Raw genomic sequence first — 18,126 nt, forward strand, 5'->3', positions numbered from 1 at the left:
AAATGGTCCTCGAATGTATGATCGGCCTGGAAGGGCGTCAAGAAGCGCGTGGGGCATTGCGCCCGTTCGGCCGCCTGGCATTGTGCGTACACGGCAACTCGAACTGGAGGGCGTGTGCGCGACGACTACCGGCACTGGCAGCGGATTCCGACCCGATGGGCGGACAACGACGTCTACGGGCACGTGAACAACGTCGTCCACTACGCGTTCATGGACACGGTGATCAACACGTGGCTGATCGCCGCCGGACTGGACATCCACGGCGGCATCGAGATCGGCCTGTGCGTGGAGTCGCACTGCAACTACCGCGCCTCGGTCGCCTTCCCCGACGCGCTGGACGCCGGTCTGCGCGTCGGGCACCTCGGCCGGTCGAGCGTGCGCTACGAGGTCGGGTTCTTCCTGGAGGGACGCGAGGACGTCGTGGCGGAAGGCCACTTCGTGCACGTGTTCGTCGACCGCACGACCCGCAAGCCGGTGGAGATCCCCGCCCACTTGCGCACGGCGATGGAAGGACTGGTGGTCGCGTGAAGACGCGAGGCGCGGTGCTCACGGGTGTCGGCGGGCCGCTGGAGATCGTCGACCTGGAGCTCGACCCGCCCGGTCCGGGTGAGGTGCTGGTGCGCGTGCACGCCACCGGCCTGTGCCACTCCGACCTGTCGGTGATCGACGGCTCCCGCATCCGGCCGTTGCCCATGGTGCTCGGCCACGAGGCCGCGGGCGAGGTCGTCGAGGCCGGGCCGAACGCCGAGTTCGCGCCGGGCGACCACGTGGTGCTCTCGTTCGTGCCCGCGTGCGGTGCGTGCCGCCGGTGCGCGTCCGGACGGCAGGCGTTGTGCGAACCGGGCGCCGCCGCGAACCGCGACGGCACGCTGCTGAGCGGGCAACGCCGCTGGACGCTCCCGGACGGCACGCGGCCGCACCACCACCTCGGCGTGTCCGGTTTCGCCGAGTACACGGTGATCTCCGGCCGGTCGGCCACGCTCGTGCCGCCGGACCTGCCGTTCGACGTCGCCGCGCTGTTCGGGTGCGCCGTGCTGACCGGTGCGGGCGCGGCGTTCTACAGCGCCCAGGTCGTGCCGGGGGAGAAGGTCGCCGTGTTCGGCCTCGGCGGCGTCGGGCTCGCGGCCGTCCTCGCGGCACTGGCGGCGGGCGCCACGCAGGTCGTCGCGGTGGACGTCGTCGAACGCAAGCGGCAGCTCGCCCGGACGCTCGGCGCCACGCACGAGGCCGCCGGCGGACCGGACGCGGTCGCCCACGTCCGGGACCTGACCGGCGGCGGCGCGGACAAGGTCATCGACACGACCGGTGTCGCGGCCGTGCTCGAACAGGCTTACGCCGCGACGGCGATCGGCGGCACCACGGTCACGGTCGGACTGCCGCACCCGGACCGGACCGTGACGCTGCCCGCGCTGAACCTGGTCGCCGAGGAACGCACGCTCAAGGGCAGCTACCTCGGCTCGTGCGTGCCGCGCCGGGACGTGCCCCGGTTCGTCGACCTCTACCGCGCGGGCCGGCTGCCGGTCGACGGGCTGCTGTCCGGCCGGCTCGCGCTGGACGAGATCAACGACGGGTTCGCCCGGCTCGCCTCGGGGGAGGCGGTGCGGCAGGTCGTGGTCATGGCGTGACCGCCTACATCCCCATGCCGCCGTCGACCGGAAGACCGGCCCCGGTGATGAACTTCGACGCGTCGGAGGCCAGGAACACCACGGCGTCGGCCATGTCGTCGACCTGGCCGAGCCGGCCGAGCGGCGTCAGCTCCACGACCGCGCCCGCGGCGGCCTCCGGCGAGGGGAACAGGCCGAGCTCGGCGCAGTCCACGGCCAGCTGGTTGCCCATCGCGGTGGGGGTGAGGCCGGGGTGGATGCAGTTCACCCGCACGCCGTAGCCGAGCTTGCCCGACTCCGCGGCCGCCACCCTGGTCAGCCGGTCGATCGCGGACTTTGTCGCCGAGTAGACGCTGATGCCGGGGAACGCGATGGTCGCCGCGACCGACGCGACGCTGATGATCGAGCCGCCGTTGCCCGCGGCGCCGCCGGGACGCATCGCGCGCAACCCGTGCTTGAGGCCGAGGGCGGTGCCGAGCACGTTGACGTCCAGCATCTTCCTGACGTCGGCGGGGTCGAGCTCGGTGATCAGGCTGGTGATCTCGATGCCCGCGTTGTTCACGAGGATGTCGAGGCCGCCGATCGTGTCGACGGCCGTGCTCACCGCCGAGGCCCAGTTGTCGTCGTCGGTGACGTCCAACGACACGAACTCCGCCGTCGCGCCCGAGTCGCGCAACGCCTGGGCGGTCTGCTTGCCCTCGTCCTCCAGCACGTCGCCGATCAGCACCGCGGCGCCGGCCGCGGCCAGTGCCTGCGCCATCCCCGCGCCGAGTCCCCGCGCGCCCCCGGTGACCAGAGCTCTGCGTCCGGTCAGCTGGTAGCTCGTCATCGCGTCGCCTCCTGAAGTGGGTTGGCTCACACCTTATTCAGAAAGGCCCAGCCGACGAGCACGGCCGACATCGCTGTCAGGGCAAGGCTTCCGATCGAGACGGCGTGCTCGAACTGCGCTGTCTGCGCATTGCTCCAACCGGGTTGGGCGATGCCACCGGCGAAGAGCGCCGCGAGCACCGTGCCGCTGACGGCCACTCCGGCGGCCGAGGCGACCTGGGACGCGGTGTCGACGAGCGCGGCACCGATCGAGGTCCGGTTGTCCGGCAGGCCTTTCAGCACGGTGACCCCCGCGACCGCGCCGACCACGCGGATGCCGACGGCGACCAGCACCAGGGCGACCGCGACCGGCAGGTACCCGGTCCGGCCGAGCAACGCGTAGACGGCGAGGCCGGCCACGACGCAGACCGCGCCGAGCCACACGCCCCGGTCGAGTCCCGCCCAGCGCACGAAGCGGTTGACCACCGGCCCCGCGGCGATGAGGACGACGACCTGCGGCAGCATCCCGGCCGCGGCGAGCGCGGGGGACCAGCCCCAGCCGAGCTGCAGCTGCAACGTCACGAGGTAGGTGAGACCGGCGGCGGCCAGTCCGGTCGCGGCCTTGTAGGCGAGACCGTTCGCGACCATCGGACGGGCGACGAGCTTCAGGTCCAGCAGCGGATGGCTCGCGGTCCGGGCGCGAACCACGAGGAGGGTGGCGGCTGCGACGGTCAAGACCGTTGCGGCCCAAGGCATCCAGGAACGCGCTCCCTGCTCGACGAAGAACGTCGGCACGACCAGGGCGAGCACGATCGTCGCGGTGCCGAGCACACCGCCGAGGAAGTCCGCGGGGTCGCGGTGCAGCTCGTCCGCACTGTCGGCCTGGACGCCGCGGGCGATGCCGATCATCGCCAGCACCGAGATCGGGACGTTGACGAGCAGCAACGCCTGCCACGGCGCGATGGTGAGCACGAAACCGCCGAGCGGTGGCCCGACCGCCAGGCCGACGAGTCCGACCGTGGAGATCAGCGTCATCGAGCGCACGCGCAGGTCGTCGGACTGGAACAACCGGAACGCCAGCGCGATCGAGCCCGGCGTGGTCATCGCCGCCGCGACGCCCATCACCGAGCGCACGGCGATGAGTCCGGCGACGGAGGTGACGAGGACGGTCGCGAGGCTCGCCGCGCAGAGCAGTGCAAGGCCGATGAGCATGATCCGGCGACGGCCGAACCGGTCCGCCACCGCGCCGAACACGAGCATCAGCCCGCCGAACACGACCGCGTAGGAGTTCGACACCCACTGCAGCGCGGTCGTCGAGGCGTGCAGGTCGCGGCCGATCGTGGGCAGGGCGACGTTCAGGATCGAGTTGTCGAGCATCTCGAACAGGAACACCGCGGACAGCCCGGCGAGGGCGATCCACGCCTCGCGCAGGGAACCGGGGGAGCGCAGACGAGGCTGCGCGGAGGTAGTCACGAACACTGTTCTACGTACGAACGCTGTTCGTGTCAACTGGTAGGGTAGGGCTCATGAACCGAAAGCGGGTTACGTCACGCGACGAGTGGGCGTCCCAGATCGCCGCGTTGGAGCAGGACTCGGCCCCTGCGCGCAAGGAGCCGATCACGGTCGACCGCATCGTCACCACGGCGTTGCGGCTGGTGGAGACCGAGGGGTTCGACGCGCTGACGATGCGGCGCGTCGCCGCCGCGCTGGAGACCGGCCCGGCCTCGCTCTACGCGCACGTGCGGAACAAGGCGGAGCTCGACGACCTGCTGATCGGCACGCTGAGCCGGAACGTGTCGCTGCCCGCGCCCGACGCCGCGCGGTGGCGCGCCCAGTTCGTCGACGTCTGCGCGCAGCTGCGTGACCAGTTCCTGAGCTATCCGGGCATCGCGCGGGCCGCGCTGTCCGCGCCGCCGAACAACCTAGACACGTTGCGGATCACCGAGGGCATGCTCGCGATCCTGCTGGCCGGTGGGGTGGCGCCGCAGCCCGCGGCGTGGGCGATCGACGCCGCGCTGCTGTACGTGAGCGCCTACACGTTCGAGGCGTCGTTGCGCGGGGTCGTGGACCGCGACGAGATGGTGGCGCGGCTGCGGATGCTCCCGGTGAGCCGCTTCCCGCACACCGTCGCCCACGTCGAGAGGATCAACGCGGGCGACGGGCACGAGCGGTTCGACTTCACCCTGCGGCTTCTGCTGCGGGGCTTGGAGAGCTGAACTCTACGGCTTGTCCGCGACCTTGATCCTGCCCTCGATGATCTGGGCCTTGTAGCCCTCCAGGACGCCCTGGAGCTTCGCGTCGACCTTGCCGCCCGACGCCGCGTAGCCGACGCCGTTCACCTTGAGGTCGAACACCTTCGGCAACGAGGCGAGGTCGTTCTTCGCGGCGGCGCGGTAGAAGTCGTACACGGCGACGTCGACGCGCTTGAGGCTCGACGCGGCGATGACGTCCCTGTTGTTGGCGAGCGCCGGCTGGTTGTACTGGTCGGCGTCGCAACCGATCGCCAGCACACCGGCCTGCTTGACCGCGGCGAAGACGCCGATGCCGGACGCGCCCGCGGCCGGGTAGACGACGTCCGCGCCCTTGTCGATCAGGCCCTTCGCGGCCTCTTGGCCCTTCGTCGGGTCCTGGAACCCGGTGAAGTCGCCGGCCGGGGTGATGTACTTCTTGTCGACCTGGATCTTCGGTGCGGCGGTCTTCGCGCCCTGCACGTATCCGGCCTCGAACTTCTGGATCAACGGGATGTCCACGCCGCCGACGAAGCCCACGTGGCACTTCTTGCTCTGGTACGCGGCCACGACGCCCGCCAGGAACGCGCCCTCCTGCTCGGCGAAGACCAGCGGCGTGACGTTGGGCGCGCCGTCCACGGCGGAGTCGACCAGGCCGAACCTGACGTTCGGGAACTCCGGCGCGACGACCTTGAGCGACTCGGTGTACGCGAAGCCGACGCCGACGATCGGGTTGAAGCCCTCGGACGCGAGCTGGCGCAGGCGGGTCTGCTTGGCGGCCTCGTCCTCGTTGGGGGCGGCGGAGAGCTCTCGGGTGTTCTCCTTCTTGACGCCCAGCTCCTTGATCGCCCGGTCGAACCCGGCGGCGGCGAGGTCGTTGAACGACGCGTCGCCGCGGCCGCCGATGTCGTAGGCCAGGCCGATCTTCAGCGCGCTGCCGTCGACCTTGTCCTGGTCGGCGGCGGCGGTGCTGGAGGTGGTGGGCGCGCTGGGCGGCGTGGAGAACTCGCACGCGGTGCCGGTGGCCGAGGTGGTGGTGCCACCACCGGAGTCCTTCGCGCAGGCGCTGACCACCACGAGGCTGGTCAGCGCGATCGCGGCAGCGGCGGTGCCGCGGATGTGACGGCGCACGGCTCGTCCCCCTTGTTGCTCGGTTTCAGCGCGGACGGTACCTCCCGCCGTGATCGATCCGGTTGAGCGTTCATCCACTGGGACATTGACGCTGTCACGGTTGCAGTGTCAGTATCGCAGTGTGTGGACGCTCGACGAGTTGCTGGAACGCGTCTCCGCCGCGCTGACGGCGGAGTACTCGGGCGCGCCCAACGGTCGTGTGCGGGACGTGCCCGACCGGCGGGCCGTCCGCTGGTACGCGACGACGGGCCTGGTCGACCGGCCGTCGGCGATGCGCGGCCGCACCGCGTTGTACGACCGGCGCCACCTGCTGCAGCTCGTGGCCGTGAAACGGCTGCAGTCGCAGGGCAGGACGCTGGCCGAGATCCAGGCTTCGCTCGCCGGTGCCACCGACACGGCGCTGGCGGGGATCGCCCGCGTTCCCGACGGGCTGCTCGACTCCGGTGATCCACCGCCCGCCTCGGCGGTCCGTCCCCGGTTCTGGGCCGAACCCGTGCGGCCCGCGGTCGCGCTGAACGGCGTGGCGCTGGAAGGCGGTGTGGTGGTGCTGGTGCCGGGTTCGCCCAGCGCCGCCGACTGCGCGGACATCGCGGCCGCCGCCCGGCCGTTGCTCGACCTGCTCGCCGCCCGTGGCCTGCTCACCGAAAGGGAACCGTCATGACCTTCTCCGCCGCCCCGATGAAGCCCGCGGAAGCCGACCGCATCGGCCGGGCGATCGCGGACGCCGGCATCGGCGCACTGCGCACCGAACGCGGCAACCTGCCGCTGGAGCGCCTCGACGTGCGGGCGGCGATCACGGGCCTGCTCGGCCGCGTCGTGCTGACGACCGGTTTCGTGAACACCTTCGACACCGCCCTCGAAGCCACCTACGTGTTCCCGTTACCGGACCGCGCCGCCGTGACCGGCATGAAGATGACCGCCGACGACCGCACGGTGATCGCCTCGCTGCGGGAACGCGGCGAGGCGCGGCAGGCCTACGACGAGGCGATCGCGGCGGGCCGGCAGGCGTCCATCGTCGAGGAGGAACGGCCGGACGTCTTCACCATGCGGGTGGGCAACATCCCGGCGGGCGCGCGGGTGAGCGTGGAGCTGAGCCTGGCCGGACCGCTGGTGTTCGAGGACGGCGCGGCCACGTTCCGGTTCCCGCTGGTGGTGGCGCCGCGGTACATCCCGGGCAGTCCGCTCGACGGACCGTCCGTCGGTGACGGGCACGCGCCCGACACCGACCTGGTGCCGGACGCCTCGCGGATCACGCCACCGGTGCTGCTGCCCGGGTTCCCGAACCCGGTGCGGTTGAGCATCGGCGTGGAGATCGACCCGGCCGGGCTCTCGCTGGGAGAGGTGCGGTCGAGCCTGCACACCGTGGTCCGCGAAGGCAGTTCCCTGGCGGTCGAGCCGGGTGAGCGGGTGGACCGGGACTTCGTGCTGCGGCTGGCTTACGAGGGTGCCGGCTCTGCTGCCGTGTGCGTGTCCGATGTGGACTCCGATGAGGGCACCTACCAGCTGACGGTCCTGCCGCCCGACGCCACCGGCCCGGTCCGCGGGCGGGACGTCGTGCTGCTGCTCGACCGGTCCGGCAGCATGGCGGGCTGGAAGATGGTCGCGGCCCGGCGGGCGGCGGCCCGCATCGTCGACACGCTGACCGCGGACGACACGTTCGCCGTGATCACGTTCGACGACCGCGTGGGACGCCCGGACCTGGGGGCCGGTCTGGTCGCGGCGAGCGACCGCCACCGGTTCCGCGCCGTCGAGCACCTGGCGGGCGTCGAGGCACGGGGCGGGACCGAGCTGTTCGCGCCGCTGCAGGAAGGACTCCGGCTGCTCGCCGGCGCCGGTGAGGACCGCGATCCGGTGCTGGTGCTGGTGACGGACGGGCAGGTGGGCAACGAGGATCACCTGTTGCGGTCCATCGCGCCTCTGGTCAACCGCACGCGCGTGCACGCCGTCGGGATCGACACCGCGGTGAACGCGGGCTTCCTCGGCCGGCTCGCGGCCGCCGGTGCCGGGCGGTGTGAGCTCGTGGAGAGCGAGGATCGGCTGGACGAGGCGATGACGCACATCCAGCGCCGCATCGGTGCGCCCGTGGTCACGGACGTCGTGGTGTCGCCCGCTTCGGCCCTGCCGCGGCCGCCTTCGGCGATCTATCCCGGGGTGCCGCTGGTGGTGTTCGGGCGGTATCGCGGGGCAGTGCCGGACGGCTTCGTCGTGCGGGGCCGGGCTCGGGACGGTTCCGAGTGGCAGGAGACCGTGGCCGTGGTGGAGAGCACCGAGCCCGCGGTCCGGGCGCAGTGGGCTCGTGCGGCTCTGCGCGACCTGGAGGACCGGTACGCCTCCGGTAACCGGTCGGTCGAGCAGGAGATCGTGCGGATCTCGTTGCAGTTCGGGGTGTTGTGCCGCTTCACTGCTTTTGTGGCGGTGGACGAGCGGGTCGTGTCCGACGGGACCGTGCACCGGGTGGTGCAGCCGGTCGAGCCGCCCGACGGGTGGACGCCGATGCGCCCGCCGATCTCCCTGGCAGCCGCGCCGCAGGCGATGTACGGGGCGGCGCCGGGGGGTGCCGCGCCGTTCGCACCCGCGCCGCCTTCCGCGCCGCGGGACTTGGCGAGCGGTCCTCGCGGTGTTCGCCGGCTCTCGGCTCCGAAGCGGGTGGTCGAGCCCATGCCGGTTTCCGGCGACCCGGCGGAGCTGCGGGAGATCGCCGCGCTGGAGCTGCGACGCCTGGAGCGGGACGCGGGACGTCCCGCCTGGGAACGCCAGGACCTGCTCGCCGATCTCGCCAGCAGGCTCGGCATTCTCGTGGCCGCCCAGCAGGGTCCCGAGTACGAGCCGTTGCGCCGCCTGGTCGCGGACCTCGGCGCGGGCGGCGACGTGGACGAGTTGTGGGCACGGGCACTGCAGGTGCTGAGGGAGTTCACCGAGGTGCCGCAACGGCGTCGAAGCTTCTGGCGCTGAACGGTGAGCGCGTTCGGGGAGTGGACGACCGCCGAGGGCCTGCCCGCGTTCTCCTACCGGGCAGGCCCCCGGCCGTGGGACCCGATCATCGACCCGCCGTCGGACCGGCACCGGGTGCACGTCGGCAACCGCCGCATCACGCTGGTGGCCGACTCCGACGGGCGCGCCGGTCTGTGGGACGAGCACCGGGACTGCCGTTGGCTCGCCGAGCACACGGGCGTCGGCCGGTTCGGCGCGCTCGCCACCGACGCCGCCGAGGTGAAGCTCTTCGGCCCCACCTTCTTCCGCGTCACGGTTTCCGACGAGGAAGCCGAGATCGAGCGCACGGTCCTGTGCCCGGAAGGCGAAGCGCCGTGGGTGCTGATCAGGGTCGTCGTGACCAACCGGGGCGAGGCGGTGCTCCGGAGGGCCTTGACCGAGGAGTGGGAGGTGCGGTCGCGCCTGGTCGACCTGGAGTTCGGTCCGTCACCCGGGATCGCGTCGGACGGGCCGGTGGTGGGGCTGGAGTCCGGTGCGGAACGGGTCTCGACCGCCGCCGGGCCGCTGGCGGTCGAGGTTCCGCTGGAACTGCCGCCGGGAGCGTCCACCGCGGTGTGGTTCCGGTTCGGGCTCCTCGACGGTCCCGCCGATCTCGCGGCGGTGTACGAGGAAAGCCTGACTCGGCTGCGGAACCGTCTGCCGTCGGCCGACGAGATCGGCTGGCACGTGGCGTTGCTGACCGGTGGCGCCTGCGTCGACGGCGTGCTCGGCGGGCACACCCTGAACCAGGGCTCGGCGTACGCGTTCCGGCACGGGTTCAACGGCGCGGCGAGGGATCCGTTGCAGCACGCGCTGCCGCTGGTGCACCTCGAACCGGACCTGGCGTTGTCGGTGCTGCGCAACACGTGTGCGTGGGGCAGTCCGGACGGCGACCTGCCGTACGCGCTGGACGGGCGCAAGCAGCCGTGGACGCAGCTCTTCCGGCCGTCCGACCAGAACCTGTGGGCGCTCTGGCTGGCCGCCGAGTACGCGGCGGCGACCGGCGACCTGGCCGCGTTCGGCGAACCGGTGCCGTACCACCCGTGCCACGGCGCGGATCCGGTGCCGCTGGCCGAGAACCTGCGCCGCCAGTTCCGGTTCTTCGTCGACGAGGTCGGCGTGGGCGAGCACGGGCACGTGCGGATCCTCAACGCGGACTGGAACGACCTCGCCATCAGCGAGTCCGGAGTGGACCGCGAGCTGATGATCGAGCGCGGCGAGTCGGTGCTCAACTCGGCGATGGCCGCCTGGGTGCTCCCGGTGTACGCGGGGCTGGCCGCGCGGCTCGGCGACTCCGCCACGGCGGACGAGGCACGGCGGCGCGCGGCCGAGTTCCGTTCACGGGTGGCGGGCGAGTGGAACGGCCGCTGGTTCCGGCGCGCGCATGGCCCCGGCGCGGTGGTCGGTGATCGGGACCTGTGGCTGGAGGTGCAGCCGTGGGCGATCCTGTGCGGTGCCGCCACACCTGATCAGGCACGGGCGTTGCTCGCCACCATCGACGAGAAGTGCCGGCGGGGTTCGCCGCTCGGCGCGCGGCTGCGGTGGCCGGCCGGACCGTCGAGCCAGGTGTGGTTCTCGGTGAACATGACGCTGGTCTGGGCGGCCTCCCGGTACGACCTCGACCTGGCGTGGGACGAGTGGCGGCGCATGACGCTGCACGCGCACACGGTGGCCTATCCCGGCACGTGGATGGGCACGCTGTCCGGGCCGGACTGCTACCTGGGACCGGAAAGCGACCGTCCCGGCGAGACGTGGGCGCTGCCGGACGCCGGCGTGGCGATGCAGGCGTATCCGGTGGCGAACCTGCACAGCCATTCGCAGCCGTTGCTCGGCTACCTGCGGCTGCACGGGGTGGAACCCGGCGCCTGACTCGGTCCCGCGCGCCCAGGACCGAGTCAGGCGGAGGTCAGAGGGCGTCCGGCACGTGGATGTCGCTGACGTGGACGTCCACCGCCGCCACGTCGTAGCCCAGGAACTGCTCGACGGCCTCGATCACGTCGACCCGGATCTGCTCGGCCAGCGCCTTGATCGCGTGACCGTACTCGATCACCAGCGACACCTTGACGGTGGCGACGTCGTCCTCGACCGCGACGGAAACGCCTTCGTCGTCGAGGCCGTGCACGCCGTCGATCCTGCCGACGACGACGGTCACCACCTTCGCGACGACGCTGTCGCTCAGGGTCACGCTGCCGCGGCTGCTCGCGGCGGGGCGGCTCTGCGGTGCTTCCTCGGCGATCGGTTCGGCCTCGACGTCGACCTCGCCGGCGACCGGGGCGTCCTCGATTTCGGTTGCGGCGTCTTCGGTTTCGAGGACGGGCTCGTCCTCTTCGGCGCTCTCGTCTTCCTCTGCGGCGTCTTCGCCGGTCTCCGCGACCGCGTCCTCGTCCGAGGTGGACTCCGCGACGGCGTCTTCGTCGGTCTTCGCGTCGGCGTCCTCGTCGTCAGCGTCCTCGTCGGTGGCCTCCGGCGCGAGCTCGTCGTCCGCGCCGGTTTCCCCCGCGGTGGCTTCGGCGGTTTCGCCCTCGGCCGGAATCGCTTCGGTGTCAACGGTTTCCTCGGTGACCGCCTCAGCGGGAGCGTCGTCGACCCGCAGGGACGCGGGGGTCGTGGCCTCCTCCGCGGTGCCCGGGATGTCGTTGCGGGGCCGGCTGAAGAAGGTGCTGATGATCTCGGACATGGGGGAGTGGTGCCCCTTTCGAGAGCGCTGCGCGCAGGGAGGTGGGGTGAACAGACGGCGCCATGATAGGCAGCCCGGCGAGGCCTGTGACCGTCTGCGCCACTTCGAGATTTCCCTGTTATCTCAACGAGTCGAGGTCCTTGTGGAACACGAGGAAGTCGCACGGGCAGGCCAGGTGCGCCACCAGCGCCGGGTGGTCCTCGGCGAGGTCGCCCTTGCGCACGACGCGGTAGCCGATGCGCGTGTACCAGTCCCGCAGGAACTCCTTGACCGGATGATCCCAGGTCTGCGGAACGAGGAGCTCCAGCTGCATCCGGGCGAGGCCGCGCTCGCGTGCCCATTGCTCGGCAAAGGAAACGAGGTCGCGGCCGACCCCGGTACCCCGCGCCTCGGGTGCCGCGACCAGCATGCCGAACTCGCCGAGCTCGTCGTCGAGCTGCTGCAGCCGCACGGCACCCGTGACGCGACCGCCTGACCCGACCGCCGCGATCTGCCCGGCGCGGATGAGATCAGCGACCTCGGCTTCACTGGTGCGGGTGGCGCCGTCGAGCCAGAGCCCGGCTTCGGCCTCGGCGTACACGCGGTTCACCAGGTCGGCGATCTCCGCGGCGAGCCCGGTGTCCTCGACGAAGCTCACCACGGCGACGGCTGGGTGGTCTCGGCCAGTTTCCGCGCGTGCTGCAGCACCCCGAGCTCGCGCAACATCCGGTCGCGCTGGGCGGGGTCGTGCGCGACGTGCGAGGCGTGCAGCGCCTTGCGCAGCCGGGACGTCCGGAAGGGTGTCCACCGGCTCGACAACGCGAGCTTCGCCGCCCGCAGCGCGGCCCGGTCGCGGGTGCGCGCGAGGGCGTCGCGGTGGTCGTCTCCCAGGCCCAGCAACGACAAGAGGCGTTCTCGCAGCTCACGGCCGACCCGCGCCCAGGTGGTGGTGCGCCGGCGTGCCGCGCGGATCTCGATGCCGAGCGCGAGGTGCAGCATCACCAGCCCGAGCACGGGCCCCAGCAGAACCCGCGCCGCACCGGCGACCGGACCCGACAGGCTGATCGCGGCGAAGGCGGCGAACGCCGTCAGCGCCCACGCCACCAGCCGGGCGGGCCCGGGACGGCCGTCGCGGCGCACGCCCGCGCGCATCGCCCAGCCGCACGCGACCAGCGCGGACTCCATGACGGAGAACAGCACGACCCGCTCCACGGCGTCGGTGATGCCCAGGCGCAGCGCGAAGAACCGCCACGAGGTGTCGACGCTGACGCCGATGCTGAGCAGCGCGACCGCGTAGAAGCCCTTGGCGCCCACGGGTTGCGCGGGGGCGGCGGGCTGGGGAAGTTCGTCTGGCTGGTGGGCACCGCGGCGCGGCTCGGTGGCGTCGTGAGATGTGCTGCGGGGCTCTGCGGGCCGGCGGACGTCCGCCGCGGTCTCCGCCTCCTCCAGCTCTGCGATCAGCTCCGGAGTGAGCGGCACGTGCCCTCCGGTGTCCGTCACGCCGTTGCGGGCGCGCCACTCGTTCACGATCGGCGTGGCGTACGGCCGGCTCGGCACCAGCTGGCCGTGCCGGTGCAGCCAGCGCCGCACGTCCTCGACCGTGCTCCCGCGCGGTACGTGCTCCAGCGCGTACAGGATCTGCGCCTTCTTGGTCTTGAGCCGGCCCAGCGCCGTCTCGTGGCCGGTCGTCTGGCCGGCCTCGTACGAGCTCACTCGTCCTCTCCGTCCTCTGCGGTGTTCAGGGGCACCGGTCGAAGCGCACACCGGGGAACGAATCACATCAACGCAATTTCGCGGCACCCTACCGCGCGCGCCGATGCGGCCGTCCGAGCGACGGAGTCTTGACAACGGTCCAGGCGAGCCGCACCGTGATGGCCGCAGTTGCACAATGCGAACAGCGTTGCGCATTGCGGAACATGCCCCCCTGGCGAGTCAGGAGAAGCAAGTGGCACATGCGGTGAACGGTGTCGTGGCGGTGGGGCGAGGGGCCGAGGTCTCGGTCGAGACCGTTCTCGTGCCGGACCCCGGGCCTGGCGAGGCGCTGGTGAAGGTGCAGGCCTGCGGGGTCTGCCACACCGACCTGCACTACCGGGAGGGCGGGATCAACGACGAGTTCCCGTTCCTGCTCGGGCACGAGGCGGCGGGTGTCGTTGAGGCCGTCGGTGACGGCGTGACGGACCTGGTGCCCGGCGACTTCGTGATCCTCAACTGGCGCGCGGTGTGCGGCTCGTGCCGCTCCTGCCTGCGCGGACGGCCGCAGTACTGCTTCAACACCCACAATGCCGCCCAGCCGATGACCCTGGCCGACGGCACCCCGCTCAGCCCGGCGCTGGGCATCGGCGCGTTCGCCGAGAAGACGCTCGTCCACAGTGGACAGTGCACGAAGGTGGACCCGCGGGCACCCGCACAGGTCGCGGGGCTGCTCGGCTGCGGCGTGATGGCGGGCATCGGTGCCGCGATCAACACCGGTGCCGTGACCAGGGGCGACAGCGTGGCGGTGCTGGGCTGCGGTGGTGTCGGTGACGCGGCCATCGCGGGTGCGCGGCTGGCGGGTGCGCGCCGGATCATCGCCGTCGACCTCGACCCGGTGAAACTCGAGTGGGCGCAACGGTTCGGCGCCACCCACACGATCGACGCGCGTGAGCAGGACGTCGTCGAGGCCATCCGGGAGCTCACCGACGGCAACGGCGCGGACGTCGTGATCGACGCGGTCGGCCGGCCCGAGACGTTCCGCCAGGCCTTCTACGCCCGCGACCACGCCGGCACCGCCGTGCTGGTGGGCGTGCCGACGCCGGACATGACGTTCGAGCTGCCGCTGATCGACGTGTTCTCGCGCGGCGGCGCGGTGAAGTCGTCCTGGTACGGCGACTGCCTGCCCAGCCGCGACTTCCCGATGCTCATCGACCTCCACCTGCAGGGACGGCTCGACCTCGGCGCGTTCGTCACCGAGACGATCGGGCTGCAGGACGTCGAGCGCGCGTTCGAGGACATGCACCACGGCCGCGTGCTGCGTTCGGTCGTGGTCCTGTGAACCCCCGCGTCGTGCTCATCGGCGCGGGCATCGTGGGATGCGCGCTGGCCGACGAGCTGACCGCGCGCGGCTGGACCGACGTCACCGTGCTCGAACAGGGACCGCTGTTCGCCACCGGCGGGTCCAGTTCGCACGCGCCCGGCCTGGTCTTCCAGACCACCGGTTGCAAGACGATGACCTCGTTCGCCCAGTACACCGTCGAGAAGTACACCGCGTTGACGCTGGACGGCCGGTGGTGCTTCCAGCAGCTCGGCGGCCTCGAAGTCGCCACGACCCCGGAACGCTGGACCGACCTCAAGCGCCGCCACGGCTGGGCCACGTCGTGGGGCGTCGAGAGCTTCCTGCGCGACCCGGAGGAGTGCGCCCGGCTGCACCCGCTGCTCGACCCCGCCAGGATCCTCGGCGGGTTCCACATCCCGGGCGACGGGCTCGCCAAGCCGCTCAGAGCGGCCGAGGCGCAGGCCAGACGTGCGATGGACCGCGGAGCGAAGTTCCTGGCGCACCACAAGGTCACCGGTGTCGAACGCACCGGCCGGCGCGTGAAAGCCGTCGTGACCGAGCACGACACGTTCCCCGCCGACATCGTCGTGTCGTGCGTCGGCATGTGGGGGCCGCGGATCGGCCGGATGGTCGAACTCGACATCCCGCTGGTCCCGATGGCCCACCAGTACGCGAAGACGGCACCGCTGCCCGCGCTCAAGGGCGTCAACACCGAGCTCACCGAGATGTCCAGGCCGTTGCTGCGGCACCAGGACGCCGACCTCTACTTCCGCGAGCACGTCGACCGCATCGGCATCGGTGCGTACGGGCATCGGCCGATGCCGATCTCGGCGGACGACATCCTCGACTTCGACGCGGCACCGACCATGCCGTCGGAGCTGGCGTTCACCCCCGAGGACTTCGAGAACTCCTGGGACGCCGCCGTCGGGCTGCTGCCGGTGCTCGGCGACTCGAAGGTCGAGGAGGGCGTCAACGGCCTGTTCTCCTTCACCCCGGACGGCAACCCGCTGCTCGGCGAACACCCCGGCCTCAAGGGTTTCTGGGTCGCCGAAGCGGTGTGGATCACGCACTCCGCCGGGGTCGCCAAGGCGATGGCCGAGTGGCTGGTGGACGGCCACCCGAAGATCGACCTGCACGGCTGCGACCTCAACCGGTTCGAGGACGTCCAGCGCTCGCCCGGATACGTGCTGGAACGCAGCTGCCGCAGCTTCGCCGAGGTCTACGACGTCCTGCACCCGTTGCAGCCCGCCGAACGGCCGCGGCCGTTGCGCACCAGCCCCTTCCACGAACGCCAGCGGGAACTCGGCGCGGTGTTCCTGGAGGCGGCGGGCTGGGAGCGGCCGCACTGGTACGAGGCCAACGCGAATCTGCCCGAGGTCGCCGAGATCGGCGAACGCAACGAGTGGGCGGCGCGGTTCTGGTCGCCGATCGCCGGTGCCGAGGCACTGGTGGCGCGCAAGCGGGTCGCCATGTTCGACATGACGCCGTTGAAACGCCTGGAGGTCAGCGGCCGGGAGGCGTTGACGTTCCTGCAGACCATGACCACCAACCAGCTCGACCGCAGGCCCGGCGCGGTGGTCTACACGTTGCTGCTCAACTCCGACGGGGGAGTGCGCAGCGACCTCACGATCGCGCGGCTCGGCGAGGACCGGTTCCAGGTCGGCGCGAACGGCCCGCTCGACCTCGACTGGCTGCGCCGGCACCTGCCGGCCGACGGCGGCGTGCACATCACCGACATCACGCCCGGTACGTGCTGCATCGGCCTGTGGGGACCGGAAGCGCGAAATCTCCTGCAACCGTTGACGCGCGAGGACTTCTCGCACGAGGCGATGGGCTACTTCAAGGCGAAGCCGGCGTTCATCGGTGACGTGCCGGTGACCGCGATGCGCCTGTCGTACGTCGGTGAGCTGGGCTGGGAGCTCTACACCACCGCCGACCTGGGCCGCCGGTTGTGGGACACGCTGTGGGAGGCCGGTCAGCGGCACGGCGTGATCGCGGCCGGGCGCAGTGCGTTCACCAGCATGCGGCTGGAGAAGGGCTACCGCTCGTGGGGTGCTGACGTGACCGCCGAGCACGACCCGTTCGAGGCGGGACTGGGGTTCGCGGTCCGCATGAACAAGGGCCACTTCCACGGCCGCACGGCGTTGGAAGGCCGCTCCGAGGACGCGGTCACGCGCAAGCTGACCTGTCTGACGATCGACGACGACTACCAGGTCGTCATGGGCTCGGAGCCGGTGTTCGCCGGTGGGGCGCCGGTCGGGTACGTCACCAGCGCCGCCCGCGGCTACTCGATCGGCAAGAACATCGCCTACGCGTGGCTGCCCGCCGAGGTCGCCGTCGCCGGAACGCCGGTCGAGATCGAGTACTTCGGCGACCGGGTTCAGGCCGTCGTGGCCTCCGAACCGCTCTTCGACCCCGAGATGAGGCGCATCCGGTCATGACCCGCACCGAACTCCCGTCGAGCCTCGTCCCGACCCTGCCCGGCCACACCTACACCGATCCGGCCGTGTTCGAGCTGGAGCAGGAGAAGATCTTCGAGCGGATGTGGTTCTGCGCGGTCCGCGGCGCCGACCTGCCGGACCCCGGCGACTTCCGCACCGTCCAAATCGGACGGGAGAGCGTGCTGGTGACCCGGTCGCGCGACGGGTCGCTGCGCGCGTTCCTCAACATCTGCCGGCACCGCGGCGCCAAGCTGTGCGTCGAGGAGTCCGGCACGGTCAGACGCAACTTCCAGTGCCCGTACCACGCCTGGACCTACGCGTTGGACGGCAAGCTGATCGCCGCGCCGAACCTCACGTCGATGCCGGACGTCGACCGCGTCGAGTACGGCCTGAAGACCGTCCATTTGCGCGAATGGCTCGGATACGCGTGGCTGTGCCTGGCACCCGATCCGCCGTCGTTCGAGGAGACCGTGCAGCGCGACGTCCGCGAACGGCTCGGCAACCTCGACGCGATCGGCAACTACCAGGTCAGCGAGCTCAGTCTCGGCCGGCGGATCACCTACGACGTCAAGGCCAACTGGAAGCTCATCATCGAGAACTTCATGGAGTGCTACCACTGCGCGACGATCCACCCGGAGCTCACGGAGGTCCTGCCGGAGTTCGCGGACGGCTACGCGGCGCAGTACTACGTCGGCCACGGCGCGGTGTTCGGTGAGGAGATCAAGGGCTTCACCATCGACGGTGGCGAGGGCTTCGAGCGGCTGGACGGGGTCGACGCGGACCAGGACCGCCGGTACTACGCGATCACCGTGCGGCCGCAGGTGTTCGTGAACCTGGTGCCGGACCACGTGATCATCCACCGGATGTTCCCGCTCGCCGCCGACCGCACGATCGTCGAGTGCGACTGGCTCTACGCCAAGGACGTCGTCGCGACCGGCAAGGACGTGTCGCGGTCGGTCGAGCTGTTCCACCGCGTCAACGAGCAGGACTTCGAGGCGTGCGAACGGTGTCAGCCCGCGATGTCGTCGCGGGCCTACCGCGACGGCGGCGTGCTGGTGCCGTCGGAGCACCACATCGGCGAGTTCCACCGGTGGGTGCGGGAGGTGCAAGTGCCGTGACCGGCAACCTCCGCCGCGTCTTCCGGCGCTCAGCAGGGCGCCTCGCGGCACCGGCCCCGCGCCCCCGTACAACCAGTACGAGGACGCGGGTCCGGCACCGCGATGCACCCGTCTGCCCGTCGAAATACGGGGCGAAGGCC

The 18,126-nt window shown here is 71.4% G+C and carries 15 protein-coding genes; 9 read left to right on the top strand and 6 right to left on the bottom strand.

The genetic code is table 11. The features are described 5' to 3' along the window. Positions 1–114 precede the first annotated feature (114 nt). Both ACWEIJ_RS14590 and ACWEIJ_RS14595 read left to right on the top strand, forming a co-directional pair. Positions 115–528 (top strand): acyl-CoA thioesterase, encoded by a 414-nt coding sequence (locus ACWEIJ_RS14590; protein ID WP_449837646.1) that lies wholly within the window; start codon positions 115–117, stop codon positions 526–528. Beyond that, the gene (locus ACWEIJ_RS14595; RefSeq protein WP_449837647.1) at positions 525–1,625 is read left to right on the top strand and encodes a zinc-binding dehydrogenase; all 1,101 of its coding nucleotides are present in this window, start codon (positions 525–527) and stop codon (positions 1,623–1,625) included. The genes ACWEIJ_RS14590 and ACWEIJ_RS14595 overlap by 4 nt, the downstream gene beginning before the upstream one ends. A gap of 4 nt (positions 1,626–1,629) precedes the next feature. Here the strand turns inward: ACWEIJ_RS14595 and ACWEIJ_RS14600 are convergent, their stop codons facing one another. Beyond that, complete coding sequence (locus ACWEIJ_RS14600; RefSeq protein WP_449837648.1) at positions 1,630–2,433, bottom strand: SDR family NAD(P)-dependent oxidoreductase; 804 nt, start codon at positions 2,431–2,433, stop codon at positions 1,630–1,632. A gap of 26 nt (positions 2,434–2,459) precedes the next feature. Continuing rightward, entirely contained in the window at positions 2,460–3,884 is a 1,425-nt protein-coding gene (locus tag ACWEIJ_RS14605; protein ID WP_449837649.1) for an MFS transporter, read from the bottom strand. A gap of 53 nt (positions 3,885–3,937) precedes the next feature. Between ACWEIJ_RS14605 and ACWEIJ_RS14610 the strand changes: the two genes are divergently transcribed. Further along, a complete protein-coding gene (locus tag ACWEIJ_RS14610) occupies positions 3,938–4,627 on the top strand; it encodes a TetR/AcrR family transcriptional regulator (RefSeq protein ID WP_449837650.1) in 690 nt (229 codons plus the stop codon). A 3-nt stretch (positions 4,628–4,630) separates the two neighbouring features. Here ACWEIJ_RS14610 and ACWEIJ_RS14615 read toward each other — a convergent pair whose 3' ends face one another. Beyond that, the gene (locus ACWEIJ_RS14615) at positions 4,631–5,758 is read right to left on the bottom strand and encodes a BMP family lipoprotein (RefSeq protein ID WP_449837776.1); all 1,128 of its coding nucleotides are present in this window, start codon (positions 5,756–5,758) and stop codon (positions 4,631–4,633) included. A gap of 133 nt (positions 5,759–5,891) precedes the next feature. Between ACWEIJ_RS14615 and ACWEIJ_RS14620 the strand changes: the two genes are divergently transcribed. Genes ACWEIJ_RS14620 through ACWEIJ_RS14630 form a run of 3 tightly spaced genes read left to right on the top strand, consistent with a single transcriptional unit; the run spans position 5,892 to position 10,609 of the window. After that, a complete protein-coding gene (locus tag ACWEIJ_RS14620) occupies positions 5,892–6,431 on the top strand; it encodes a MerR family transcriptional regulator (RefSeq protein ID WP_449837651.1) in 540 nt (179 codons plus the stop codon). Further along, positions 6,428–8,722 carry a VIT domain-containing protein gene (locus tag ACWEIJ_RS14625; protein WP_449837652.1) on the top strand — a complete coding sequence of 765 codons (2,295 nt, stop codon included), beginning with the start codon at positions 6,428–6,430 and terminating at the stop codon, positions 8,720–8,722. Before ACWEIJ_RS14620 ends, ACWEIJ_RS14625 begins: the two co-directional genes overlap by 4 nt. 3 nt (positions 8,723–8,725) lie before the next feature. Beyond that, positions 8,726–10,609: a GH36-type glycosyl hydrolase domain-containing protein gene (locus ACWEIJ_RS14630; protein WP_449837653.1), complete on the top strand. Its 1,884-nt coding sequence runs from the start codon at positions 8,726–8,728 to the stop codon at positions 10,607–10,609. A 37-nt stretch (positions 10,610–10,646) separates the two neighbouring features. Here ACWEIJ_RS14630 and ACWEIJ_RS14635 read toward each other — a convergent pair whose 3' ends face one another. From ACWEIJ_RS14635 to ACWEIJ_RS14645, 3 genes are all read right to left on the bottom strand, one after another. Beyond that, positions 10,647–11,417 carry an Asp23/Gls24 family envelope stress response protein gene (locus tag ACWEIJ_RS14635; RefSeq protein ID WP_449837654.1) on the bottom strand — a complete coding sequence of 257 codons (771 nt, stop codon included), beginning with the start codon at positions 11,415–11,417 and terminating at the stop codon, positions 10,647–10,649. Positions 11,418–11,535: 118 nt separating this feature from the next. Further along, a complete protein-coding gene (locus tag ACWEIJ_RS14640; protein WP_449837655.1) occupies positions 11,536–12,054 on the bottom strand; it encodes a GNAT family N-acetyltransferase in 519 nt (172 codons plus the stop codon). Further along, the gene (locus ACWEIJ_RS14645) at positions 12,051–13,109 is read right to left on the bottom strand and encodes a hypothetical protein (RefSeq protein WP_449837656.1); all 1,059 of its coding nucleotides are present in this window, start codon (positions 13,107–13,109) and stop codon (positions 12,051–12,053) included. The genes ACWEIJ_RS14640 and ACWEIJ_RS14645 overlap by 4 nt, the downstream gene beginning before the upstream one ends. 232 nt (positions 13,110–13,341) lie before the next feature. Between ACWEIJ_RS14645 and ACWEIJ_RS14650 the strand changes: the two genes are divergently transcribed. From ACWEIJ_RS14650 to ACWEIJ_RS14660, 3 genes are read left to right on the top strand one after another with little or no spacing between them, the layout of a single operon-like run. Continuing rightward, positions 13,342–14,427 carry an S-(hydroxymethyl)mycothiol dehydrogenase gene (locus ACWEIJ_RS14650; protein WP_449837657.1) on the top strand — a complete coding sequence of 362 codons (1,086 nt, stop codon included), beginning with the start codon at positions 13,342–13,344 and terminating at the stop codon, positions 14,425–14,427. After that, the gene (locus tag ACWEIJ_RS14655; protein WP_449837658.1) at positions 14,424–16,868 is read left to right on the top strand and encodes a GcvT family protein; all 2,445 of its coding nucleotides are present in this window, start codon (positions 14,424–14,426) and stop codon (positions 16,866–16,868) included. Before ACWEIJ_RS14650 ends, ACWEIJ_RS14655 begins: the two co-directional genes overlap by 4 nt. After that, positions 16,865–17,986, top strand: a complete 1,122-nt coding sequence (locus tag ACWEIJ_RS14660) for an aromatic ring-hydroxylating oxygenase subunit alpha (protein WP_449837659.1) — start codon at positions 16,865–16,867, stop codon at positions 17,984–17,986. The genes ACWEIJ_RS14655 and ACWEIJ_RS14660 overlap by 4 nt, the downstream gene beginning before the upstream one ends. Positions 17,987–18,126: the final 140 nt, after the last annotated feature.

This window comes from Lentzea sp. NPDC004789 (assembly GCF_053601075.1).